The sequence below is a fragment of the Methanohalophilus sp. DAL1 genome, from assembly GCF_001683555.1.
In the GTDB taxonomy this organism is placed as follows: Archaea; Halobacteriota; Methanosarcinia; order Methanosarcinales; family Methanosarcinaceae; genus Methanohalophilus; species Methanohalophilus euhalobius.
The window spans coordinates 17,298-41,913 of the sequence record NZ_MAFX01000006.1 but is presented as its reverse complement, the minus strand read 5'-3'; the positions used below and the strand labels follow the sequence as shown (position 1 = coordinate 41,913).

The following is a 24,616-nucleotide window of genomic DNA, read 5'->3' as shown; positions in this document are numbered from 1 at the left end:
GAATTCACTCCGCAGTCATCCCTGTTGAATTTAACTACGATAGTCCTTCTAATATATAAATATCTTCGGACTTTATGTATCATGAATGGAGGTTGCTGATGTATTGATATGTTCGTAGATTCCAAGTATGCAATCCTTTTCGTTCCATTTTATATTCTTAAAAGTTACTCTGCAGGGAATTTCTCTTCCTGTGCTGGAATATAACCTGATATCTTCACTATAAGGCCTGTTTTGGTTTATTGGCTTGTTTACGGAATCCAGGACATGCCTGTATCTCAGCGGATATATATCTGTAATGTCCATCTTTTTAAGCTCATCTGCAGAGTATCGTATCCACTTCTCAAGTATCTTATTTGTATAAAGCAATGCTCCCTTTTTATCGGTTACAGTGATACCTTCTTTTACATTGTCAATCAATATCTGCAAATCACTGATCTCCTTTTGGGCGGATGCTTCTTTGTGCATATTTGATAGGACTTTCCCGATTTGTTTTGCTATCGTTTCGAGATCATGTCTGGATTTATCGGGGATTTCATATTCAGAATGTGAGGACAGATAGAGAGCAGCTATTATCTCGTTGTGGTATCGAATCGGAATTATTGCAGTTCCATGCAAGCCTTCATACCGGAGGTTCTTGCCTGTGGTGATTGCGCTGAGTTCGGAATGATGTTTATACACCGCCTGTCCGCTCATAACAAGGCGTGTATGTACTGAATTCCTTTCATAGTGGGAGGTACTATTCACAAACTGCTCAGACAGCCCGTGATGAGCTACCAGGTTCAGGTCTCCTGTTTTATCGTCAACAAGGTACAGGGCTCCTGAATCAAGGGGTGTGATTTTCAGTGCAAGATCCAGTAGCCTGTTGAAGATCTCGCCATTTGATGTGGCAGAGCTGAGAACACTGTCAAGATCATACTGCAGGTGCATGAAATCATCGGAATGCTTTCTTTCTGTGATGTCTACAATGATACCTTGCAGATACGTTACTGTTCCATTTTCATCATATTTGATAAAAGTCCTTTCATCTATCCACCTGACATCTCCAAATTTCGTCATTATCCTGTATTCCTGATTGAAATCAGTCTGTCCCGCATCGATTCTTTTTGCGAGTTCGTTCTGGACCCTTTTCAGGTCATAAGGGTGTACTATGTCAGCGTAGACCAGTTTACCCGAAAGGAAATCATCCACAGTGTAACCGAACTGTGTTACATTCTCGGAGACGAATTCAACAGGCCAGTCTTCTTCGGCCCACCATATAAATACGACTGCAGGGCTGTTCTTAATGACATCAGAAAGGACTGATTTTATTTCACTTGATTTTTTCAAATCTTCCATATACTGGTATAATTCCTCATCAGCCAGTTTTTGCTGGATTATGTTCCACATACCCTGCATGAGTAATTTTAACTGCCTCACATCTGTAGATGTATAATCCTGTCCCTTATTGGCAACACCCACAATACCTGCAATTCTACCGCCTTCAAAAATGGGGACGCTCAGATTTCTCTGGATTAATTTAGGATCAGTATCTTTATCAGTTAAATATTCATTGTTCATTATGGGAGTGCGATGGTAAAGTGCTTCATCCCAGATACTGTAGCTCTCTGCCGGAGCCTTATCGGAACTCTGTTTGCCGTTTGACCAGGAAATAACCGCATAGTTTGTTTCCGTTTCATCCAGGAATGCCAGAAAGCCAATCTTGCTTTCAGTTAGTGAGACTGCCTGTTCACGCGCATAATCCATTATTTCCTGAATTGAAGAATCAGACATGGCATATAGTTTTAAAAGAGCTTCATGACGTTTTTCTTCAAGATAGAGAGCATTTTCCACATTCTTTCTTTCTGTTATATCAACAATTATACCCTGCAGATATGTCACATCACCTGTATCATTTTGCTGGATTTTTGTGCGTTCATCCACCCAGCGTACATTTCCATCTTTTGTCAGGATACGATATTCTTTGGTGAACTCTCTGTTACCCTCTGCGACACACCGAGCCATCCCCTGGCGCACTTTCTCTATATCATCAGGGTGAACGATATCACCGTACACCAGTTTGTCTGATGTGAATTCTTCAACTTCATATCCGAATTGTGTAATGTTTTCCGAGACAAATTCCACGGGCCAATCATCTTCTGCTCTCCACAGGAAAACAATTACAGGGCTTGCATTGATTACTGTCTCGAGGGCTTTTTTCATCTCCAGGGCACCATCAATGATCTTTTTTTCTTCCATCTTCCTGGAAGTAATATCCATGATAATTCCTTCATAGTAGGTGTTATCCGGATTATGATGAATCATGGTACGTTCTTCGACCCAGCGTACATCTTTTTTCCCGGTGAGGACACGATAGGTAAGATTAAATTTTTCATCTCCGCTTTCCAGATGTTTTTCCACTTCATCAGTTACCATTTCAAGGTCGTCCGGATGGATTATGTCACTATACCTTAAGGTGCCCGAAATAAAATCATTGGGAGTATAGCCAAAAAGAGAAATATTTTTCGAGACGAACTCCACTGGCCACCTGTCCTCTTCCTTCCATACAAAAACAATAACAGGGCTTGCATTGACAATATCTTCAAGTACGCTTTTCATGGTTGGTGTGTCAATACCTGCAGAAAAAGAACTGTAATTTTTGGGGGATGGATGATTGGGAGTTGCGATGGTATCACTTCTACTGATTGATCTTACATATTAAAATTGGTATCTGAACACTTATATAATATACTGTACCGAATCAGCATTGCAATTGCTGTTTCCATATTTTTTCTCTTTCAATTCTGTTTTGTCTGTTGGCTCCACTGGATGAAGGCAATACTGCTGTATCGTATCCCTTTTCCTGTAACAAATACTCATATTTCCCGGCTCTTGTTTTTCCATTGAAAAGGATTTTACGTATGTTAGGTGCTATCACTTCAAGCAGGGAAAAATCATTGATAACCTCATACCTGATTTCAGAATCACCACTTCCCTTTCTTTCTGCTTGCCTGAAAACATCCCAGAGGCCTATTTTATGTTCTTTTAGAATTCTTAATTTTTCTGGATATTCCTTATTGTCAAGTTCCTCTCCGATAGCATCACCTGTGAGCTTCCAGAAATCATTTCCTTTATTGGCATAATATTTTTGTTGTCTGAGGGATTCTTCTCCTGGCAGGGATCCCATAATTAAGATTTCGGTGTCCTGATGAATTATCGGCTCAAGTCCTTTTTTTGCCATCTACAAATTTGATGTGCCTTATATTACAAAAGATATATGATACAGAGAAGGCTTATTCTATTGCCATGAGTTTTCTGAAAAAATGGTACGATAAAGTTTCCCGGAAAAAACAATTCACGACTCTCTATAGACGCGGTGAGGAAATCTATGGGAATGGATATGTACTTTTTGAAATGGGCAATTATGAAGAGGCGCTGGAAAAATACAATGAGGCGGCCGCTATATGGGGTGAACTGGAAAATAAATTAAGTGAGCTTGAAGATGATATGGAAGATGACCTGAACACTTTGAGAAAAAAATGCCAGAATGTTCTTTATAGCCGTTGTTTTGTCCTTTACAGGATGGGAAGGCATGAAGAGGCTCTTGAAGTAATTGATAGTTTTCTTGAAGAAGATCCGCAAGATGCCGGTAAATGGTTTGGACATGGATTTGTAATGCAATCGATAGGACAGCATCAAAAAGCGATTGAATCCTTTTCGAAATGTCTGGACCTGGATCCTGCTTTCTCAGACGCCTGGTATTGTAAAGCCACTCTTCTTTATCAGAATGATGAATTTACAGAAGCTCTCAAATGCTATGATAGAGCGGCACAACATTCAGATGTTAAGGATTTTGCATTTCCACAATATTCATTTTTGAACATAAATCCCAAACCCAAACTTAAAAAAGATGCTGCAGGCATTTTATATGGGAAAGGTAATACTTTGTTCAAATTGGAACGATTTGAAGAGGCTATAGAAGCATTTACAGAAGCCATTGATATAGAGCCAGAATCTCCCCAAATATGGCAGGGTCTTGCAAATACTTACCTGAAAATTGGAAACAATGATAGGGCCGACAAGGCCTTTGCAAAGTTATTGGAACTTGATCCTGAAAACTCTCAGGCAAAAGATCACATAAAACCTGCCAGTCCTGCTGAAGATAAAGAGTAAGGATCTTCAGTACATATACTTGTCTTCTTTTTCTTCCCATTCGGACAGCAATTGTTGGCATATTTTGCTGTCCAGCTTTTCCACATTCATTTCTGTATCAGTACCTTTACAGAGAGCCCTGTATATCTGTCCGTCGTCAAATCCGATTTTTTCTACCTCGGCTGTTGTTGTCCCATAATAAAGCGTTTTGATGCGTGCCCAGTACAGAGCTGACATACACATAGGGCATGGATAAGAGGTGGTATATATTTCGCAGCCAGACAGGTCAAATGTTTCCAGATTTGATGAGGCTATCCTGATTGCCATTATTTCAGCATGAGCCGTCGGATCATTAAAATCAAGTACTCTGTTATGTGCTCTGGAGATTACAGTTTTATCTTTTACAATTACAGCTCCAAAGGGCCCTCCCAGATTGTGTTTCATGCCCATTCGGGCTTGCTCAATGGCAATTTCCATGAAATTATTCAGTGTCTTTGCCCCCGGATACATGTTTCTTAATTTCATCAATTTCATATAAGAGAATGTCAGCGGCATCTTTTTCCCTCTGTCCTCCACATTTGTAGGTAGTTTCCATGCACTGGTCAATCAAGTCGAGAAACTTATTATCTCCTGTTAATTCATAACGAGTAGCATGCACTGCTGCCTCAATAACTGCTGTAAGGCCCCGGTTGATGGCCTTTGGTCTATAATCATTGGCTACCGCATCCATTGGGATGATTTCTGCTGTCATGGCCTGTTCTGTATGTTTTATTTCACCGCACATGAAAATAACACTGCTGGCTGAATTTTTTAGCAGTGGTATTTTTGTTGAATTCAGGGAATAGTATTTGAAATACTCATTTTTGAGATTCGAAAAAGTCGATTTTACAAAAAGTAAAGGGTCACAGGTCACATTGGCGGCAAAATTTTTATCCTGTTTCACATTTTCATAAGTTGTAGAACCTTTATAAAGTCTTATGAAAATCCTGTTATCTTTGCGAATCAGACCAATTGGAGCAGCGTTGGGATTTTCTATTCCGGATGTCAATATGATCTCGGAAATTCCATCGCATATACCGTATTTGTCAAGTTCTGAGATTTCCATCAAAACCGCATGCCTCCCATGATTGAAAGGAAAAGCCCGCCTATAACTATATCTGCAGTTGAACCGGGATTTATTTTCTTTTTGAGTAACTCTTCATCAAGTTCAATTATTGAAGGAAGGGTTGCTTCATACCCGGATGCTTCTATCTGTGTGACAATAGCGGTTGCCTTTTCTGAAACCTCGACTGCAGTTTCCCGGTTGAACTTGGTTTGTATGAATGTATCGGGATTTTTCGACAATAACTTGAGGAAAGTGTAAACAATGGAGCAATTTATGTCTGTACAAATCCCTTTTTCTTCCATAAAGTCAGTGATCTGTTCGCTGCACCGGCAGCACAGTTCAAAACCATGGGTCCACTCTTTAGCTATCATGTCGTAGTTTTCGGATATTTCCATCAATTCGAAAAGGCTGGTTTGATTTTTCCTTAAGATTGTGATGGAATCCGAATCGTTGAGATCAAGATCTTCTACATCCTGTACGCAGACATGTGCTTTTCCAAAAGCCTGATAGAAATTAATCGAGTCCTCTACATCTGTATGTTTAACTATCCAGTGAGCCCTCTCAACCATTTTTTTCATATCAAACGTTTCATTTTCCTGACTCAGCTGACCTGCAGCTTTTGCCAGGGGAAGAAGGAGTAAGAACGCACCAAAATGTGTGTTTCCTCCTTTTTGCCATTTATTGCTTTCAAGCACGGCTTCTTTGAGCAATTGCCCTATCTTTTCTTTTCCAGAAGCAGCCCTTTCAATTACTGGATAAACACCGGTTGCAGATGCGAGGAAATGTTCATAACAGGTATCGACATAATCATGCGTCCTGTCAATATTTCCGGGTTTTGGTGATGCCGATACCTCCAGTATCATTGCAAGTTGGGCACTGCGGGCAACCTCGGAGGGCTGTATCTTGTAACAGGAATTCATATCCCCACCGTTTATTTTTCTTTGGCATGGTCGAGGATGTAGTCAGCCATTTGTTTTTTGAGTTTCATGTACTCCTGTGGGGAGAGGTCTATAAGATCCAGCACACCATCTCTCATGAAACACGGTTTTGTGATCTTACAACACCATGCAAGACTACCAAAGCAGGTACTGTCACCGTATTCAAGGGGGGTACCTTTTACAAATTCCATTTTCAGGTTTGCAAATTCCCGGGGACTGAATCCCAGTTGTTTGGCCTTATTATGTACAGCACAGGGTTTTACCGGGAGGCAACAGAAAGTCAGTCCTCGCAGATCGCCCTGTCCTCTGCAAATATGTTTTGGAGCATTATACCAGCCGGTACTTTCCTGAAATTCAGAAACAGCATCTACAAGGGAATCTATAATTTCCGGAGAGTCCATTGCCTGTCTTCCCACAGATACCATATCTGCACCTCTGGAAAACATCTCCTTTGCATCATCAAAGCTCTGTATCGAATTATTGCCTATCAGGAAAATACGTGTTGCATCCCGGATGCGGCGGATAGTATCAAGATCGGCACCTGCACCTTCTTTCATGGCATCGACATGGATTATATCAGCACCTGCACTTTCAATTGCCTTTGCAAGTTGTATGTCATCAACAACATTTGCCCTGATCTTGACTGAAAGCACGACACCAGTTTCTTTTATCCGCCTTATCCATTCTGTAAGACGTGGGAGGTCTTCCATCAGGGCCTCTCCAACTCCTATTTCTTTCATCTCAGGTTGGCGGCAGTGTGCGTCCAGTTCCATTAATGCACCAGCATCCCTGATGATTTCTGCCACATCAAGTAAGGGTTTAAGTTCACTGCTGCGCAGGTTTATTCCCGCTGTCCCATTGAAATCAACGGCATTTAGCTCTTTTGTGATATATTCGATTGGCTCCTGTGATACAAATTCTTTTCTTCCCCTTTCTATGAGTTCACATGCTGCAGCATTGGTTTTCTCATCAAGGTTGTATCCGCCCATTATCACAAGTGCGGCACTTTTGCCATAATTGTTTATGAATGAACTGTCTGTAATACCCGCCATTGGAGCGATGGCGACTGGATTTTTTAAGTGGATATATCCTATATTTAGATCAAAAAGTTCTTGGGTCACGTTGAAAGCCTCTATTTCTCGTTATTCAGGGGTCAATAGAAGAGACTTCAGCATATTAATTTTACGAATTGAAAAATAGGATGAACAATGAAAAATAAAGGATCAATCAGTTCAGATCGACCCTTTTAGCAGTTGCAATGTATACAATACTTTCACATATATTGCATGTATGGTCTGCAATACGTTCCAGATACCTGAGAACAAACATCATTTCCACTGCGTTTTCAATAACCGTTGAGTTGTCGATCATCATCTGGACCAGATCCTGCCAGCCTGCGTAGACATTCCTGTCGACGATGTCATCTTTTGTAGTGATACCTTTTGCCAGCTCAGTATCCAGTTCTGAATAGGCTTTAATGGATTGTTCTATCATTTCTTCACATGTGGCTATAATAGGTTTACATTCAGAAATTGAAAGAGCCTTCTCAGTATCCATCTTTTTTATTCTTTTGGCCACATCCACTGCCAGATCGCCCATTCTTTCCAGATCGATTGATATTCGATAAGAAGCCGTTATAAGTCGCAGGTCACTGGCAATTGGCTGCTGTAATGCCAGTAATCTTGTGATTCGGGTTTCAACTTTCTCTTCAAAATCATTTACTGTCTGATCCATTTCAATGATTTCCTGAGCAAGTTCTTTATCAATATTTGCAAGTGCCTTTATAGATTTCCTGAACATTTCCTGGGACACGGCACTCATATCAGAGATGTTTTCTTTTAGTTCATCAAGTTCAGCATGGTATTTCTCACGAACCATTTAATCACCCGAATCTTCCCGTGATGTAGTCTTCAGTACGTTTTTCCTTGGGATTTTCGAATATCTGGTTTGTTTCTCCAAACTCGATTATTTTTCCCATAAGGAAAAATGCGGTGTAGTCAGAAATTCTGGCCGCTTGCTGCATATTGTGGGTAACAATTACAATTGTGTAATCCTTTTTTAATTCAAGAATCAGGTCTTCTATCTTATTTGTAGATATGGGATCAAGGGCACTGCATGGCTCATCAAAAAGTATGATTTCCGGTTCTACGGCCATGGTCCTTGCAATGCAGAGTCTCTGCTGCTGTCCTCCGCTGAGGTCCAGGGCTGATGAATCCAGCCTGTCAGATACTTCTCCGTAAAGAGCTGAATCCTGCAGGGTTTTATCAACGATGCCCTTTATATCTTTTTTGGGAACTTTGTGGATTTTTGGACCGTAGGCAATATTATCAAAAACTGACATGGGGAATGGGTTTGGTTTCTGGAAAACCATACCAACCTTCTTTCTGAGTTCAACTACGTCCACATCTTCATCGTAGATGTTTTTATTGTCGATTTTTACCCTGCCTTCGATATGACATACTTTTATAAGATCATTCATCCTGTTTATACAGCGCAGGAATGTGGATTTTCCACATCCTGAAGGACCTATAAGGGCGGTTACACTTTTGCTGGGGATTTTAATATTTATGTCCTGGAGAGCTTGATTGGATCCATACCATAGGTTGAGATCCTCAACCTCTATGTCTGCGAAATCATTAATTTCACTCATCTCTTATCCTCGAATAATTATCTGTGAAGTTTTTTCCTGTAATGTTTTCTGATAATAATTGCTATACTGTTTATGAGCAGTACCAATATCAGTAACACAAGAGCAGTTCCGTACTGTATGGGCCTGGTTTCCATTGGGTTGAGACCGGATGTAGCCAGTATGAACAAATGATAGGGCAAAGCCATGAATTGTGAAAATACAGACTCCGGCAGACGTGGTAAGAAGAAAGCTGCACCTGTGAACATTATGGGGGCTGTTTCACCTGCAACCCTCCCGATACTCAGGATAATTCCGGTTACTATTCCGGGTAATGCTTCTGGTAATACTATACTACTTATGGTCTTCCATTTTGTTACGCCAAGGGCAAGAGAAGCTTCCCTGTGTGCCTGAGGAACGGTTATCAGGGCTTCTTTGCTTGCTCTGATTACAACTGGCAATATCAAGAGGGAAAGGGTAAGGGATGCCGAGATAATTGACGGTTTAAATGCTAAATATTTGACAAACAATGCCAATCCGAACAATCCGAATACTACGGAAGGGGTTCCGGCAAGATTGTTGATTGCCATTTCAATGATCCAGGTCGAACGGCTTTCCTTTGCATACTCATTTAAATAGATAGCTGAAAGGACACCAAGGGGAATTGCTACAGCCATAGATATGCCAACAAGATATGCAGTCCCCATCAAAGCGGGATAGATGCCACCTTCAGTCATCCGGTTTTTGGGCATCTCAGTCAGGAACTCCCAGCTTATTATGCTGTATCCCTGTATTACAATGTAGAGTATAAGGATTGCTACAAATGCAACAACAACCCACATACATGCTCTGAGGAAACCAAATGCTATTTTTTCAGTAGTTCTTGAATCCAATCAGAGCCCCTCCTTGAGTTTATATTTTCTCTTTATCCTATCTGCAACCATATTTATTATAAAAGTCGTAATAAACAATACTGAACCAACTGCAAACAATGCATGGAAATGCGGGCTGCCTTTGGGTACTTCTCCCATTTCAAGTGCAATAGTTGCTGTCATTGTCCTGACAGGATCAAGAAATCCTTCGGGGAATCCAGGTATTATGGCCATGTTACCTGTTACCATCAATACTGTCATTGTTTCACCGATTGCTCTGCCTACTCCCAATATCACTGCGGCGGATATTCCGGAAAGGGCAGCCGGCAATGTTACTTTATAAATTGTCTGCCATTGTGTACTCCCCAGAGCTAATGAACCTTCTTTAAGTGCCAGTGGTACCGCATTAATAGCGTCTTCGGAAATTGAAATTATTGTGGGTAGTGCCATCATTGCAAGCATTATAGAACCCGTAAGGGCTGTTTGGCCTGTGGGTATATCAAAAATATCTTTTATAAGAGGAACCAGGACTACCAGACCAAAGAAACCGTATACAACGGAAGGTATGCCTGCAAGGATTTCAATGAATGGTTTCAGTAAGTCAGCGATTTTTGGGCTTGCCAACTCTGAAATATATATTGCTGCAGCAAGGCCCAGGGGTACAGCTATGGCTATTGCGCCTGCTGTGACCAGAAATGAGCCGAATAAAAGGGGGAGTATTCCAAAACGTGGTGGGGTTGAAGCGGTGTACCATGAACTACCGGTTATGAAACCAATAAAAGAACTTGTTTCGAATAATAGGTATCCATCTCTAAAAAGAAAAATACAAATGAAGAGAAGGACAACGACAGTCGTTGCCGCTGCTAAGAACAGGCCTATCTCAATGCCCTTCTCTTTAAGTCTTCTGTGAAACATCGCTCACCTCTAAGGGTTCATGCTTCAAATCATTTACTCAACAGGGAAGTATCCTACATCGTAGACGATCTCTGTACCTTCCTCACTCAGGATATATTCTGTGAAGTCTGCAGCAAGGCCGGTAGGCTGTCCATCTGTGTAGAAATAAAGGGGTCTGGCAAGTGGATAGTCGCCTGCAAGGATATTTTCGGAAGTTGGCGCAACCATCCCGTCTCCCTTGTCGACATCGACACCTTTTACGTTTTCATTGAGGTAAGCAAAACCGATGTAACCGATTGCTGCATCGTTCTGTGAAACTGCCTGTACCACAGCACCATTTGAGCTCTGTGCGATTGCGTCTTCACGGAATTCGTTGTCTTCACCGAGTACTTCTTCCTGGAAGTAGCCGTATGTACCGGAGCTGCTGTCACGGTTAATTACTACAATTTCCTTGTCAGGGCCACCTACATCTGCCCAGTTGCTGATGGAACCGTCATAGATTCCCTTAATCTGGTCGTAGGTAAGCTGGTCTACGGGGTTTTCCGGGTTTACAACTACTGTAAGTCCGTCCCATGCAATTACGTGTTCTACAGGATCAATTCCGTTTGCTTCTGCTTCTTCGGTTTCTGAATCCTTCATCTTCCTAGAAGCCATTGCGATGTCAACGTCGCCATCTATCAGGGCTGCAATACCTGTACCCGAGCCGCCACCACTGATACTGATGGAAGCCTCAGGGTGTTTTTCCATGTAGGTTTCAGCTGCTGCCTGTGCGAGGGGGAGTACAGTTGTTGAACCTTTTACATTGATTTCTTCAGCACCGGTTGAATCTTTATCACCAGAACTTTCGGTTGGTTCTTCGTCATTGCTGACACAGCCGGCGGTAAATAACGCCAGTACCATTACTAAAGTAAGTGCTATTGAAAGTATCTTTGACCTTTCTACCATAGTTACATTATCCTTTTCCTTTTGAAGGCTTAAGCCTCGGAAAAAGTAATGGATACCGTACTTATAGTCTTTATCGCAATATTCTATGCTACACTATATTTCAACATATAGTCTATATAGATATATTGTGTATGTAATTTCAGGATACTTAAAAATAGAGGGCTAAGAGCAGGCCTTTTTAGGCGGGGAAGTACCCCACATCATTTATAATTATTGTACCTTCTTCGCTCAGGATAAATCCTATGAAGTCTGCAGCAAGGCCGGTAGGCTGTCCGTCTGTGTAGAAGTGCAGGGGTCTGGCAAGTGGATATTTGCCTGAAAGGATATTTTCGGAAGTAGGCTCAACCATTCCATTCCCTGAATCTATATCTACAGCCTTCACACTATCATCCAGATATGCAAAACCTATGTATCCAATTGCTGCATCTTCCTGGGTGACTGCCTGGACAATGGCTCCGTTTGAATCCCGGGATACTAAATCCGGGCGGAATTTATCATCTCCTAATATTTCGTCTTTGAAATAGCCATATGTTCCGGAACTGGGGTCACGGTTCTGTATTATTATTTTCTGGTCTTCTCCGCCTACCTCTGCCCAGTTGCTTATGGACCCATCGTAGATCCCTTTTATTTGCTCATAGGTCAGCTGATCTACAGGGTTCTCCGGGTTTACAACTACTGTGAGTCCGTCCCATGCAATTACGTGTTCAACAGGTTCAATTCCATTTTCTTCTGCTGCTTTTTTTTCGGAATATTTCATTTTCCTGGATGCCATTGCAATATCTACTTCACCCTCGGTCAGGGCTTTTATGCCCGTGGTTGATCCCCCACTAATAACATTTATTGACTTCTCAGGATGATTTTCCATATATATTTCAGCAGCTGCCTGTGCAAGAGGGAAGACAGTTGTGGATCCTTCTATGTTGATCTTTTCGACTTTAGTATGTTCTGTTACTGTTTCATTTGTCTTCTCGTCTTGTGTGTTATCACTTTCATTAAGACATCCTGCAGCAAACAATGCCAACAATAAAATAAGTATAATTATTAATGGCTTGTGTGATTTTATCATATTAATCCTCTAATGTAAGAAAAGTTTCTTTTTAAAATAAGTGAACTAGCCATTTATAGATATTTGTTAATATATTCTATATATGTGTATATATTCCATGCTGTGAGCATATTGAATTACTCTTCACATATAAAATCTAAAAAAGTAATTGAACATTTAGTATTGTTCAATCTTTTTTGGTACTATATGATTGCAAGTGTTGCAAAAGTATATGGCCATATTTCCCAGGCGCCTGTTCTCAAGATATGAACTGCAAAAATAACATCGTATATTGCCTGGCACAACATTAGACATTGTTTTTGCACTCATTTTCCTTCGATTCCACCTATGAGGAATCTGTAAAGGTCCATTTCTTCATTGTCAAGGTTTCCGTTAATTCTTCCCCTATATATTGTATGAGAAATGTTCGGTTTACCTTTTTGGGATATAAGTTCCCTTTCATTTTTCTCAATGCATTTCATATTGTCTATCACTTCCTCCTCTAAAATAAGTAATGAATTCCATTAATATATACTTTATCCCAAATATCTATATATAAAATTTAAATCATTATTTCCATCCGGTCGGAAGATGTAAAATGGGAAAAATAATATGCATACCTACCTATAACTAGTCGAAGGGAAGAGTATGAATGATATATTAATTAAGAACACTAAAGTTTTTTATAAGAATCAGTTGCAACCCGGCGAAGTGCTTATAAATGAAGGTAAAATAAAAAAAATTGCCAAAAATCTGAAGGACGAGGATGCGGACAGACATATTGATGCACACGGGGGACTTACTATTCCAGCAGGCATCGATGTACATGTGCATTTCCGGGAGCCCGGTATGACTCACAAAGAAGATTGGTATTCAGGAAGCTGTGCGGCTGCTGCAGGTGGTATTGGGGCAGTTGTGGAACACCCCAACACATTGCCGCCGGTTATTGACAGAAAATCTTTCAGGGAAAAGCTCAAACTGGCAAATCGTAAATCCATCATTGATTTTGGAATTAATGGTGGTGTAGGAAAGAACATTGAAAAGCTGGAAAGTCTCTGGGGGCTGGGTATTACGGCTTTTGGGGAGATTTTCATGGCAGAATCAACTGCCGATCTGGGATTGGATTCAGATTTGCTAAAAGAGGCTCTTGAAACAATCCAGCAACTTGGAGCATTGGCCTGTATCCATGCTGAGGATGAAAATATCAAATGCGATAATGAAATCTTACTCAAGAAAGACTTCACTCCCCTATCCCATTCCCGGATTCGCTCCAATCAATGTGAGGCAATGGCAGTTAAGAAAGCGCTCGAGTTATCTGGTTTAACCTCCGTAAATACTCATTTTTGCCACATCAGTACCCTGGAAGCTTTTGGTCAGCTAAAAAGGGAAAAATACATTCTTGAAAAAGAAAAAGCTTCGCGTCATTTAAGCTTTGAGGTAGCTCCCCATCACCTTTTCCTTTCAGACCGTGATTGGGATAGGCTTGGTACTTTCGGCAAAATGAATCCTCCCCTTAGGAACCGACAAAGTGTGAAAGCGCTTGTTAATGGAATAAATGATAGTACTGTGGATGTTGTATCTTCGGATCATGCTCCTCATAGGATGTCGGAGAAGGAGGGAGACATTAAGAGCGCTCCTTCGGGTGTACCGGGAGTGGAAACTCTTATGCCCCTTATGATGGTGGGAGTTAAAAGAAATCTTTTTCCTCTCAAACGTCTCATTGAAGTCACAAGCAGCAATCCGGCAAGAATATTCGGACTTGACAACCACGGAAAAGGTGTTTTTGCTGAAGGCTATGATGCTGATCTAATAGTCATGGATCCAAGAAATGTGAAATCTATTAATTCAGATATGTTGCACAGTAAGGCAGGATGGACTCCGTATGAAGGGATGGAAGGCATATTCCCCGAATATACCATTTCCCGCGGGGAGATTATCTGGGATGGTGATATTGTGGGGAGGCGAGGAAGAGGTAATTTCCTTCCGGGTGCCGGTTCTGTTAAAGACGACGATTGATGTACATACTTTCTTTTTTTATGTCCATGGTGCGCAAAATTATATATGCACTATGGACTATATTCTTAAAGCATGGTACGTAACAAATACCCGGTTCATACGACACTCAGTTCGGATGCCATTAAAGTTCTTGATAGGTATGAAAAAGAACTTGGTGCTAAAAACCTTGTACTCGAGAAAGCTTTACTCTCGCTTGACAAGGGGCGCTTCAGGTCAAAAATGGATGCCGGTAATTTGCAATGTTCAATAAAACGGATAAGTACCGGTATTGTTGGGCTGGATGATATGCTGGAAGGAGGTATACCGGAAGGCTTCTCAGTGATTATTACAGGTCCTCCTGGAACGGGAAAGACCACTCTTTGCATGCAATATCTTATGGAGGGTGTAACTAAAGGAGAGAAATGTGTCCTTTTTTCCTTTGAAGAACGTCTTCCACAGCTAGTGCAACAATTTATGAGATTTGGCTGGGATGTTGCAAAATACATCGATGATGGCTACCTGGAAGTTTTTGGGATGTCGATGCTGACCTTTGAAGAGATCACAGAGATTATTGAGACGTATAAGCCCTGCAGGATAGTGTTTGATTCCCTTAATGTTTTTAGCAATCCTGAAAATTTCCGCAATTCCGGAGGCTGGCGTTCGTTACACAGGACGATTAAAAATAGGGGTATAACTTCATTTTTAATAACTGAAAAAAAGCATGGTATTGATACCAAAGATTTTGATGAATATGATTTTCTGGGTGATGGTATCATATTTCTTGATTCCATGCAATTAAATGATATTGATACCACCTTAACTCCTGTTATGGCCATACAAAAAATGAGGGCTACAAAAATAGATCCCACGCCTCAATCATTCAGGTTCGGTGAGAAAGGGATTGAAAAATATCGTTCCATCCAAACATCAAAAGTTCTGCAAAATAAAATTGGAAATCAAGGTAATAGTAGTCCTTATTCAAGGAATGAACCCGGATATTAATGCGGCCAGTAAAATGGTTACATATATTGCCTGAAAGCAGGCTGCTCCGCCTATATCGATATAAGCGCTTCCCTTTTCCTCTCTTTTCAAGGCCATCAAGGATGCCACAGAACCTGCTATGATTCCGCCTGTCCCGGCGATGAATATGATAGTAGCTGCATTCTGAGGGGCTAATATCAATGCCAGTGGAATTGTAAATATTCCTACATATGAAGGTATCACTATTCCGACCCCGTCAACAAAATCAGCCAGTAATGCAACGACAACCAGCACTATGAGCATTATTTCCAAAGCGACAAAATCCATTTTACTGAAAAGCAGATACAGAATTGTTAACATGGGAATTATAAATCCGCCTACATTAAGTGTGATTTTTGTGTCATAGATCAGGTTTGTGCCTGTTGCAAGTTCTTTTATCACGGGCACGCCGTACGTTTCCTCCAGAAGGAGGGCGTCCCTATGCATATGCTGGTTTTTGCGAGTTCTGATTTTGGTTAGCGGTATTTCTATATTTGACGCAATTGGCATCAGGAATAAGATTAAAAAGAGAGGGTATGATGAAATTGGTCCAAGAGTTAGCTGTTGCTTGTAACACAACATGGCTATGGGTAGCAAGGCCAGTGTGTATATTATATAGTCTCTCAAACCTTTTCTGTTGACGTAGGCACGCATACTTACTATTAAAATATAATATTATTTTATATATAATTTATCGGGAATCAGAGGTCTTCAATGATTCCCTGGTATTTTGAAGGGTTTCCATCTTCATCACGAATTATAAGGGTCCTTTCAGCAACTTTGCGTATCTGGCCTTCTTTTGTGCATATCCGATATTCCTGATAGAAATCATTGTATCCTTCCCGGCATCTCCTGCTCAGTTCGTCCTCTACTCTCTTTAGATCGTCTTTGTGGATAATATCCCCGTAATTAAGATTACCTGACAGGAATTCTTCGGTCGTGTAGCCATACTTTTCAATTTCATCTGAGACGTATTCTACAGGCCACCCCTTTTCTACTTTCCAGACAAATGCTACAACAGGACTTTTTGTAGATATCATATCCACACTCATCTCTTCAGAATCCATCTGGCCAGTGATATCCATTACAAAACCCTGGAAATGGCATGGTTCATCCTCGATGTCTCTTTCCACAAGGGTCTTTTCCAGAACCCATCTTTCCTCATCATCAGCAGTTAGTATCCTGTATCGATGGGTGTATTCTTTAATGCCTTTCTTACAGATGCGGTGTATGTTTTCTCTGACTTCATCGATATCGTGTGGATGGATTATTTGTGCATAGGTCTTTCCTCCCGATATAAAATCATCGGCATTGTACCCAAATTGTTGTATGTTATCGGATACAAATTCAACCGGCCAGTCCTTTTCTGCATTCCATAGGAAAACTATTATGGGATTTTCATACTCTTGATTTTTGTCCTGCATAGGAATAATTACCCCCATTATTTCTTTTACATTTCCTCTTTAATTTATCTTCTTTAAGTACCTGTCGAATATTGTTTATTAATTCTTAAGTACAAAGTATTTCCGGTGACCCAATAGGTTAAAAATGATGGAATTATATTGGAACGCTATGGCAGAAAATAATAATAATAATAATAATAATATTAATCATGAAATAAAGGCTCTTGGAAGGTTGAAGATTGAAGTCCAGTCCCAGGAGGGAACCGGTGGTCAGGTGCTGATATGGGCACCTGCTGAAACAAATCAATATCATGCAATTGTAAAAAGTGATGATGAGTACTGGGATTGTATCTTTGCACGCCTCTATTCCAGTGTGGAGGAGGCGAATAAGGCATATGATAATTTTTCTTCTGAAGAGCAAATAGACTCTATGATGTCCAGATGTGGGTTTGGAAAATCTGCCTGCCAGATGATTTAAAGTGATCCAAATGTATCGGGGTAAAAAAAGTGCTAAGTATGCAGGATATGTTCTTTTTGTAATCCTGTTTGTAATAATGGCTTTTGAATGGATATTGGACTTGGGCTATGAGTCTCTTGTATTAATACCTGCAGCTTTTCTTTTTGGAATGATCGGCTATTGGCTTGGAGGAGTTGCATATTCGGTCCTGCAGGAAAAATAAGTAAGGGGATTAAAATACTCCCAGCCATCTTCCAAGCACAATAATATATAGAATCAATATTACAAGGCCGGCTCCAAATTTAGCGTTTTCATGTGGTGTTGGTCCTTCTTTTATCACATAGTCTTCAGGTTCCATATTTATCAACCCTTTAAAGAGTTCGATTTCGTTTCATATTTTTTTTGTTAGGGCAGTTCCGGCTGGTCCAATTCTACATCAAGAACCGGCAGGTCTACAGGATACCCTTTCCTGTTATAGCATTGCCAGCTGTTCTCATCGAAAGGCTCGGCAACAATTATATGCCAGTCCCCGGTCTTACCAAACATTATAAGGTCGGCATTTGAGGGCCGATAACTGGGTCCCGGATGGCTGTGCACCGAACCTACGGATTGTACATTTGGCATCATGAATAATTTGATTACTGCATTCATTTCACTGCTCTCTGTTCCAGGCAGAATCATCACATTGCTTATTATGCCTTTTTCTGTTTCCAGTAAACCCACAAATTCCCGGGGATATGTTGATTCACTACTTTTCAATATAAATTTCAGTGTTTCCCGGGCAATCCCCTCTACTTTCATGTATTAGATATAGTTGCGGTAAGTATATCTTTTTTGTCATTACAGGACAAGAATATACAGTATACCGGATATGAGGGCACCTATGGCAGTTGCTACAAAATTGACTCCACTATTGGACAGGTAACCATTTTTCTGGAATGTAGCACCAAGTAAACTATCGATATTTGTACCTCCCCATCCGCCTGCACATGTAATAAGTATGGCAGGAATTATCTGCTCCACAAACCCAAAGGCTGCTCCGAGTATTCCTATTGCCAGTGCTCCCCCAAAGGCTGCAAGTTCTCCAAGGGAAGTTACAGCCCCGTCAGTACCGGTTTTTGTAGGTTTTAAGTTTGTTATCATCCTGGGTGACTGGCGTGCAGTTGTTCCGATTTCACTTGCAAGGGTGTCCCCTGCAGCTGTTGCTACGGTTCCCAGAAAAGCATATGTTATTAGATTGCTATGTTGGGGATATATGCCACATGCAATGGCAAGCACAAGGGCAGCAGTACTGTTGCTGAATACATTTTCATAAGTCCTTACTCCTCCCTTTTCCTGTGCGATACCCAGATCGAGCTTATAGTTGTATTTGTATTTGGTGAATACTCCTCCGAGTATGAAAAAGGTAAGTAGCAAAACAAACCAGAGGATGTTACTAAAAACAATTATCAAAACTCCCATAAGTGTAGCACTCAACACTGCGGAAATATCGGCTATATTGGTGCGATATGCCAGATACCCCAAAAAGAGTGCAAAAATGAATGCAATCAATAAATGGAAAGGAGCAACTGTGTAACCAAAGGATGCAAGAATCCACATTGCCATTGCCGAACCCAGGGTCATTGAAAAAAGCCTATCTACGGAGGATGGTATGGATTCAAATAGAGCTGCTGTAATTGCTCCGATTACTGCTATGAAAAATATAAGTTCGTATGATACAGCGGCTGTCCAGTATGCATACCATGAACCTGCTATAAAGGCAGAAGCGGCCCCTGCTATTAATAAAGCAAGGCTTGATGGGAGATTGGTAGTATTTTCTTGTGAGTCCTTTTTGGTGCCCCGGCGCACTATGGCTGCACTTGTGAAGCCAATGGTGGAGATCTGGATTGCTGATATAATTATGTATTTTGGTAGGGAATAGGAATAGTGATTCGCAGTAATACTTATCAAAAGTAGCAAAACTACTGAGACAATAAGATTGGTTATATTCCGATTGCTACTGGTTATGTAGCCATATACACCCGCACCTGCAAAAATCAGGAGTAAGATTTCCCTGCTTAAGAATGGAAATATGAGCATGGAAACTAATGCGATAGTTATTAAATAGAGGGTATAGTTTTTCCCTATATCTTCTCCGGTAAAGCATTTTGGCCAGCCTGTCATGAAAATCAGAGATTTTTTGTTTAATAAAGCACTGATTATTTATAAAAGTCATCTTTTAGTTTAATTTGTTTTTATATATGTATTTGTGCACAAATGGTAAAATTAATTTTTGAAGATTTGAATGAGACGATTCAGATTCCAGGTGTAACCAGAAATCATGCATACCAACTATATATTAGTTCACTATTTTTATAGTTTACATTCCAAAACTATATATTAATGTTCCTGCCTTAGGACCATTAAGGAGTGGTACAATGAACCGATATGACTATCTCTTAAAAAATTGCCCGGTTTGCGGAACAGATCTCAGGGAAAACAATGATTATCAGATATGTGAATGCTGCCATTACTGGACTCAAAAAGGCCAGGCTAGAATAGATTCAATTCTGATATGCTAACATGAAGGTTTACAATGTGCCAAATAGCAAAAAGCAAAATCAATAGGTGCTAACATTGATTATAGACAAATAAGAATGTGGACTGCCAAACCCCTTTGATTAAATCTTTATGTCTTTTTTTATTGTCCTGTGGTGATTTTATATCCAAACAATAATTTTAAATTTTAGTAAGCATTGTATTATATTAATTGATTTAATGGACCGTGGTGATAGGTTTAAATGGTGATGGGGTTCAAAAACATTTTATCAATGTTTACTTTAGTCTTATTTTTGGCAATTACTCTATGTCATCCAGCTGTTGCTGTTGACAATTTGAATGATGGTATATCCCTTTATTCGGATGAAGTAAATATTACACAGGAAGTAAATATTACACAGACAAATGATTCTCAGTACCTTTATAGTGACACATATGAGAACATTTCATCTTTTTATTTATCAGGAAACTATGATCAATCTCTGGAAGTTTCCAAAAGGGTTCTAGATTCCAATCCCAATTCTACTTATGCCCTTTATATAGCTGGCCTGAGTCTCGAAAATCTGGCTCGTGAGAATGAAGCCACACAGTACTATGAAAAAGCTCTTTTGAACCTGAAGGACGCTGATCAAAATATAACTGAAATGGTCAATAATCCCGATCTGGAAGTGTTGCCAATTCTATTCCTTAAAGGAAAAATAAGCCATTTAGAGGGTAATTATAATGATTCGCTTACATATCAGGATGCAGCATTAAGTGCTTATGGATATCATTCTGAGGACCTCTATAACAAAGGTCTGTATTACAAAAATGAAGGCAAGTACGAGGATGCAATCGAACATTTCCAGGCTGCTTTGCGTATCAATCCCTCCAAAACAGATTCCTGGACACAGCTGGGGGAATGCTATGAAGCCATGGGAGAGTATCAGAAAGCACAGGATAATTATGATAAAGCCCTCCTAAGGGATCCAAATAATTCTGAATTATTATTGAAGTATGGTCTTGTTGCAGAAAAAATGGATGATTACAACCTAGCCATTGAATATTATGACAGGGTGCTTGAAATACAACCATACAATGTGGATTCATGGAGATACAAAGCCCGCAGTCTTGAAGAACTGGGTCAGAATAATTATGCACTAACCTGTTACAATCAGGCACTGGAATACGATCCGGAAAATAAAACACTATGGAACCTGAAGGGGCAATTACTGGATGAACTTGGAAGGTATGAGGAGTCGATTGAATGTTATGACCAGGCCCTTAAATTAAATCCGGATCATGCACGTGGTATCGGACGTGTTTCAGAGGCTCCCTCAATTATGATTGAAACCGATTCCCATGAGGTTTTCTATGAAACACCCCAGTTTGATTCAGAGTCTGCCCAGATACTGTTCAATAAAGGTGAAGCATTCTACAGGCTGGAAAAATATGAGGATGCACTTGAATGCTACAATGACGTACTTGAAACAGAACCTCATGCCGTCGTATGGTACCGAAAAGCTACTATTCTTAAAAACTATGGTGATTTTTCAGAAGCTATCGATAGCTATGGAGAAGCCCTTGGCATTGAGCCGGATGCTCCTGCTGTATGGTATGAACAGGCGGTATTGTTAGACAGGATAGGCGAGTATGGAAAAGCAGTTAAGAGCTATGAGGAGGCCACAGAAAGGGATGGGAACTATACCCTTGCCTGGTATGAGATGGCTGTTGACCTGAAAATACTGGGTAAATATGAGCAATCTTTAGAGGCTTATGATAAAGTCTGTGAACTTGAGCCATCCTCAGCACAGGTGTGGTATGAGAGAGGGGCCGTTCTGGATGAACTTGGAAGGTATGATGAAGCTATCACTTCTTATGAAAAAGTCCTTGAACTGAATCCTGGTCACTCAGCAGCCAGTTATCAACTAAGGACTGATCAGAGTAAGCTATCGCAATCCAATCAAAAAGAATCTGATCATAGGAATAATTTTCATTATACAGGCAATTCCCCGTTCCTTGATTTCCTTAAAAGTAACGGATTTGATCTGACTTTCATGGGAAGTGGGACAGATGTGTCTGTCAACTCCCTTGCGTCTATTGAAGATGGTGAGCTGCCAGCTCCCGAATACCTATGGTATTCACGCGCCATGACAATGTCAGCCGTAAATAATACGAATAAATCCCTCTCTTCATTTGAAATGGCTACAATGATAGAACCTGATTATGCAGCTGCCTGGGAAGGTAAAGGGGATCTTTTCAAAAAATACAATCAATGGGACGATTCTTCAGATGCGTTTAAACAGGCTCTTTCAGTTAATTCCGATTCTGTGAAATTGTGGCATAAATACGCAATAGTATCACAAAAGGCAGGTGACCTCCAGACTGCCCTGTATGCTTATGGAAGAGTAGTAGAGAATGACCCGGATAATGGTGATGCTCTGTATAACAGGGGATTGATATACGACAAACTTGGAAGTTTCAGGAATGCAGCCAATGCTTACCAGAAATATCTCAGTTTGGAGCCAAAAGACATGAATGCATGGTATCTGCTGGCTCAATCCGCACACAAGGCAAGGATGTATGATGTATCCCTGAATGCAATCGATACTGTCATTAATAATCAGCCTTCAAATCAGGATGCTCTGTACCTCAAATCTGACAACCTTGAAAAGATGGGCCGTTTCAGTGATGCAATAGTTGTTTATGATAAAATTCTGGATTCTGACCCCAAAAATCAGGATGCATTGTTCAATAAGGGGCTGGCTTTTGAAAATATCGGGCAATACCAGAAAGCAATCGAATGCTATGAACAGTTACTTGCCGTTAATCCACAGCATGCTACTGCAATGGAGCATAAAGGGTTTAATCTATACCTTCTTGGAGAGTACAATAAAGCCGATATTGTATACGACCAGATTCTAGCACTCCAGCCCAACAACGCTGACGCTCTCTATCACAAGGCTACTATCAAGTACCTGTTGAGTAGCTATGCAGGGTCAATAATATATTATGACCGCCTACTTGAGGTGAAACCCAATTGCATTACTGCATGGTACAACAAAGGATTTGCCAATAACATGATGGGTAATGTCGATGAGGCAATCGAATGCTATGATCAAGCCCTTTCGATTGATCCGAACAATCCTTCTGTACTTTATAATAAGCGGTTTGCCCTTTATAGGATAGGTAAATCTTCAGAGGCAAAGACAACCAAATTGAAACTTGATTCCATAGATCCGGGTTTTGAAGAGGCTCTGGACAACAGGGGAACGAAATTCTTCCTGCCAAAGGAATACGATCCCAATCTGGGATATGAGCTGCCTTTACGGTGGTATAATAAATAATCGGGTTTATACCCGATTATATTTTTTTCAGGTCATTTCATTTAAAATTCTCGAGACCTTCAAAATCCAGTGTGGCAAAATAGTCTTCCATAGTTTCTGCTCTTCTGATTTGTACAGCACTGCCATCTTCCCTGAGCAAAATTTCAGCAGAGCGTAATTTTCCATTATAATTGAATCCCATTGCATGGCCGTGTGCTCCGGCATCATGCATTGCCAGGATGTCACCAATTTCGATTTCAGGCAGTTTCCTGTCTATGGCGAATTTGTCATTGTTTTCGCAAAGAGAGCCTGTCACATCATATGTATGGTCATGAGGCTGGTTTTCCTTGCCAGGTACAGTTATATGGTGGTAAGCGCCGTAAACGCCCGGCCTCATAAGGTTTGCCATTGTGGCATCCATTCCTACAAAATCCTTGTAGGTATGCTTGAGATGGCGTACTTTACTGATAAGGTATCCATAGGGTCCGGTGATTACTCTCCCGCATTCAAGGTAGATCTTGAGGGGGTCAAGGCCGTTTGCGGAAATTATTTTATCATATTCTTCCTTAACACCCTTTGCTATAACATCATAGGGGACTGGCTCCTGGTCTGGCTCGTAGGGTATTCCTATACCGCCTCCCAGATTCGCGAATTCGAATTTGATACCGAGTTCCTTTGAAATATCGGCGATAACTTCAAAGAGAATCCTGGCAGTTTCTATGAAATAGGTAGGGTCCAGTTCATTGGATGCTACCATTGTGTGGATACCGAATCTCTTGACCCCTTTATCGGCCAGTTTTTTATATCCTTCAAAGAGCTGTTCCCGGGTAAAACCGTATTTTGCATCTTCAGGATTGCCTATGAACTTGTTACCTTTTTTTAATGCACCGGGATTATAACGGAAACATATCATTTCAGGCAGGCCTGCATGTTTTTCAAGGTAATCGATATGACTTATGTCGTCAAGATTGATTATAGCGCCCAGTTCTTTTGCCTTGACGAATTCTTCTGCTGGTGTATCGTTGGAGCTGAACATAATATTTCCACCAACAATACCCGCTTTTTCAGCAAGTACAAGTTCGGGAAGGGAACTGCAATCGGCACCAAATCCCTGGTTTTTCAGGATTTTGAGTATATATGGATTGGGGAGGGCTTTTACAGCGTAGTATTCCTGAAAACCTTCCAGAATCCCGAAGGCTTCTTTAAGTTTTTCCACATTTTTCAGTATGCCTTTCTCATCATAGAGATGGAAAGGAGTAGGATATATTTCCGCGATCTCCTGTACTTTTTCTTTAGTAAAAGGTACTTCTTTTGATACCATTTTTTTCTCCTCAATAATTGTAAA

25 protein-coding genes are annotated in these 24,616 nt (G+C 40.6%); 6 read left to right on the top strand and 19 right to left on the bottom strand.

Features of this window, described 5'->3' with window-relative positions:
- Nucleotides 1–72 precede the first annotated feature (72 nt).
- Nucleotides 73–2,595 carry a PAS domain-containing protein gene (locus A9957_RS01780; RefSeq protein WP_292342978.1) on the bottom strand — a complete coding sequence of 841 codons (2,523 nt, stop codon included), beginning with the start codon at nucleotides 2,593–2,595 and terminating at the stop codon, nucleotides 73–75.
- 142 nt (nucleotides 2,596–2,737) lie between these two features.
- Nucleotides 2,738–3,217 carry a DNA-deoxyinosine glycosylase gene (locus tag A9957_RS01775; protein ID WP_096711514.1) on the bottom strand — a complete coding sequence of 160 codons (480 nt, stop codon included), beginning with the start codon at nucleotides 3,215–3,217 and terminating at the stop codon, nucleotides 2,738–2,740.
- 65 nt (nucleotides 3,218–3,282) lie between these two features.
- Between A9957_RS01775 and A9957_RS01770 the strand changes: the two genes are divergently transcribed.
- Nucleotides 3,283–4,149: a tetratricopeptide repeat protein gene (locus tag A9957_RS01770; protein WP_164908985.1), complete on the top strand. Its 867-nt coding sequence runs from the start codon at nucleotides 3,283–3,285 to the stop codon at nucleotides 4,147–4,149.
- Nucleotides 4,150–4,155: 6 nt separating this feature from the next.
- Here the strand turns inward: A9957_RS01770 and A9957_RS01765 are convergent, their stop codons facing one another.
- The 11 genes from A9957_RS01765 to A9957_RS01715 form a co-directional block, all read right to left on the bottom strand.
- On the bottom strand, nucleotides 4,156–4,638 hold the full coding sequence (locus A9957_RS01765; RefSeq protein ID WP_241645734.1) for a nucleoside deaminase: 483 nt from the start codon (nucleotides 4,636–4,638) through the stop codon (nucleotides 4,156–4,158).
- The gene (locus tag A9957_RS01760) at nucleotides 4,610–5,233 is read right to left on the bottom strand and encodes a DUF447 domain-containing protein (RefSeq protein ID WP_105460574.1); all 624 of its coding nucleotides are present in this window, start codon (nucleotides 5,231–5,233) and stop codon (nucleotides 4,610–4,612) included. The genes A9957_RS01765 and A9957_RS01760 overlap by 29 nt, the downstream gene beginning before the upstream one ends.
- Nucleotides 5,233–6,153, bottom strand: coding sequence for a triphosphoribosyl-dephospho-CoA synthase (locus A9957_RS01755; protein WP_128754007.1), 921 nt, complete (start codon nucleotides 6,151–6,153; stop codon nucleotides 5,233–5,235). Before A9957_RS01755 ends, A9957_RS01760 begins: the two co-directional genes overlap by 1 nt.
- Nucleotides 6,154–6,164: 11 nt before the next feature.
- Nucleotides 6,165–7,292, bottom strand: a complete 1,128-nt coding sequence (locus tag A9957_RS01750) for a methanogenesis marker 9 domain-containing protein (protein ID WP_292342976.1) — start codon at nucleotides 7,290–7,292, stop codon at nucleotides 6,165–6,167.
- A 106-nt stretch (nucleotides 7,293–7,398) separates the two neighbouring features.
- On the bottom strand, nucleotides 7,399–8,049 hold the full coding sequence (phoU, locus tag A9957_RS01745) for a phosphate signaling complex protein PhoU (RefSeq protein ID WP_096711519.1): 651 nt from the start codon (nucleotides 8,047–8,049) through the stop codon (nucleotides 7,399–7,401).
- Between the two features lie 4 nt (nucleotides 8,050–8,053).
- Nucleotides 8,054–8,821: a phosphate ABC transporter ATP-binding protein PstB gene (pstB, locus tag A9957_RS01740; protein ID WP_292342975.1), complete on the bottom strand. Its 768-nt coding sequence runs from the start codon at nucleotides 8,819–8,821 to the stop codon at nucleotides 8,054–8,056.
- Nucleotides 8,822–8,838: 17 nt separating this feature from the next.
- On the bottom strand, nucleotides 8,839–9,690 hold the full coding sequence (gene pstA / locus A9957_RS01735; RefSeq protein WP_292342973.1) for a phosphate ABC transporter permease PstA: 852 nt from the start codon (nucleotides 9,688–9,690) through the stop codon (nucleotides 8,839–8,841).
- A complete protein-coding gene (gene pstC, locus A9957_RS01730; protein WP_292342971.1) occupies nucleotides 9,691–10,584 on the bottom strand; it encodes a phosphate ABC transporter permease subunit PstC in 894 nt (297 codons plus the stop codon). It abuts the gene before it with no gap.
- Between the two features lie 33 nt (nucleotides 10,585–10,617).
- Nucleotides 10,618–11,508 carry a PstS family phosphate ABC transporter substrate-binding protein gene (locus tag A9957_RS01725; RefSeq protein ID WP_292342969.1) on the bottom strand — a complete coding sequence of 297 codons (891 nt, stop codon included), beginning with the start codon at nucleotides 11,506–11,508 and terminating at the stop codon, nucleotides 10,618–10,620.
- 178 nt (nucleotides 11,509–11,686) lie between these two features.
- Nucleotides 11,687–12,574: a PstS family phosphate ABC transporter substrate-binding protein gene (locus A9957_RS01720; protein WP_292342967.1), complete on the bottom strand. Its 888-nt coding sequence runs from the start codon at nucleotides 12,572–12,574 to the stop codon at nucleotides 11,687–11,689.
- A 305-nt stretch (nucleotides 12,575–12,879) separates the two neighbouring features.
- Nucleotides 12,880–13,035, bottom strand: coding sequence for a hypothetical protein (locus A9957_RS01715; protein ID WP_164908984.1), 156 nt, complete (start codon nucleotides 13,033–13,035; stop codon nucleotides 12,880–12,882).
- Nucleotides 13,036–13,201: 166 nt separating this feature from the next.
- On the opposite strand from A9957_RS01715, the gene A9957_RS01710 reads away from it, so the two are divergent.
- Entirely contained in the window at nucleotides 13,202–14,569 is a 1,368-nt protein-coding gene (locus A9957_RS01710) for a dihydroorotase (protein WP_105460569.1), read from the top strand.
- A 72-nt stretch (nucleotides 14,570–14,641) separates the two neighbouring features.
- Entirely contained in the window at nucleotides 14,642–15,550 is a 909-nt protein-coding gene (locus A9957_RS01705) for an ATPase domain-containing protein (RefSeq protein WP_096711527.1), read from the top strand.
- On the opposite strand, the gene A9957_RS01700 is transcribed toward A9957_RS01705, so the two are convergent.
- Both A9957_RS01700 and A9957_RS01695 read right to left on the bottom strand, forming a co-directional pair.
- Nucleotides 15,527–16,078 carry a DUF1614 domain-containing protein gene (locus tag A9957_RS01700; RefSeq protein WP_292342965.1) on the bottom strand — a complete coding sequence of 184 codons (552 nt, stop codon included), beginning with the start codon at nucleotides 16,076–16,078 and terminating at the stop codon, nucleotides 15,527–15,529. The genes A9957_RS01705 and A9957_RS01700 overlap by 24 nt on opposite strands.
- A gap of 191 nt (nucleotides 16,079–16,269) precedes the next feature.
- A complete protein-coding gene (locus A9957_RS01695; RefSeq protein WP_164908983.1) occupies nucleotides 16,270–16,992 on the bottom strand; it encodes a PAS domain-containing protein in 723 nt (240 codons plus the stop codon).
- Nucleotides 16,993–17,140: 148 nt separating this feature from the next.
- On the opposite strand from A9957_RS01695, the gene A9957_RS01690 reads away from it, so the two are divergent.
- Nucleotides 17,141–17,449 (top strand): hypothetical protein, encoded by a 309-nt coding sequence (locus tag A9957_RS01690; RefSeq protein WP_292342963.1) that lies wholly within the window; start codon nucleotides 17,141–17,143, stop codon nucleotides 17,447–17,449.
- Between the two features lie 10 nt (nucleotides 17,450–17,459).
- Nucleotides 17,460–17,651, top strand: coding sequence for a hypothetical protein (locus A9957_RS01685; protein ID WP_292342961.1), 192 nt, complete (start codon nucleotides 17,460–17,462; stop codon nucleotides 17,649–17,651).
- Between the two features lie 9 nt (nucleotides 17,652–17,660).
- Here the strand turns inward: A9957_RS01685 and A9957_RS01680 are convergent, their stop codons facing one another.
- The 3 genes from A9957_RS01680 to A9957_RS01670 are packed head-to-tail and all read right to left on the bottom strand — an operon-like array spanning nucleotide 17,661 to nucleotide 19,591.
- Nucleotides 17,661–17,786 (bottom strand): hypothetical protein, encoded by a 126-nt coding sequence (locus A9957_RS01680; protein ID WP_277749672.1) that lies wholly within the window; start codon nucleotides 17,784–17,786, stop codon nucleotides 17,661–17,663.
- Between the two features lie 47 nt (nucleotides 17,787–17,833).
- Nucleotides 17,834–18,229 carry a Mov34/MPN/PAD-1 family protein gene (locus tag A9957_RS01675; RefSeq protein WP_096711532.1) on the bottom strand — a complete coding sequence of 132 codons (396 nt, stop codon included), beginning with the start codon at nucleotides 18,227–18,229 and terminating at the stop codon, nucleotides 17,834–17,836.
- Between the two features lie 39 nt (nucleotides 18,230–18,268).
- Nucleotides 18,269–19,591 (bottom strand): TIGR00297 family protein, encoded by a 1,323-nt coding sequence (locus A9957_RS01670; RefSeq protein ID WP_096711533.1) that lies wholly within the window; start codon nucleotides 19,589–19,591, stop codon nucleotides 18,269–18,271.
- Between the two features lie 668 nt (nucleotides 19,592–20,259).
- Between A9957_RS01670 and A9957_RS01665 the strand changes: the two genes are divergently transcribed.
- Nucleotides 20,260–23,292, top strand: a complete 3,033-nt coding sequence (locus A9957_RS01665) for a tetratricopeptide repeat protein (RefSeq protein ID WP_292342959.1) — start codon at nucleotides 20,260–20,262, stop codon at nucleotides 23,290–23,292.
- Between the two features lie 37 nt (nucleotides 23,293–23,329).
- Here the strand turns inward: A9957_RS01665 and A9957_RS01660 are convergent, their stop codons facing one another.
- The gene (locus tag A9957_RS01660) at nucleotides 23,330–24,592 is read right to left on the bottom strand and encodes a diaminopimelate decarboxylase (protein ID WP_292342957.1); all 1,263 of its coding nucleotides are present in this window, start codon (nucleotides 24,590–24,592) and stop codon (nucleotides 23,330–23,332) included.
- Nucleotides 24,593–24,616 lie beyond the last annotated feature (24 nt).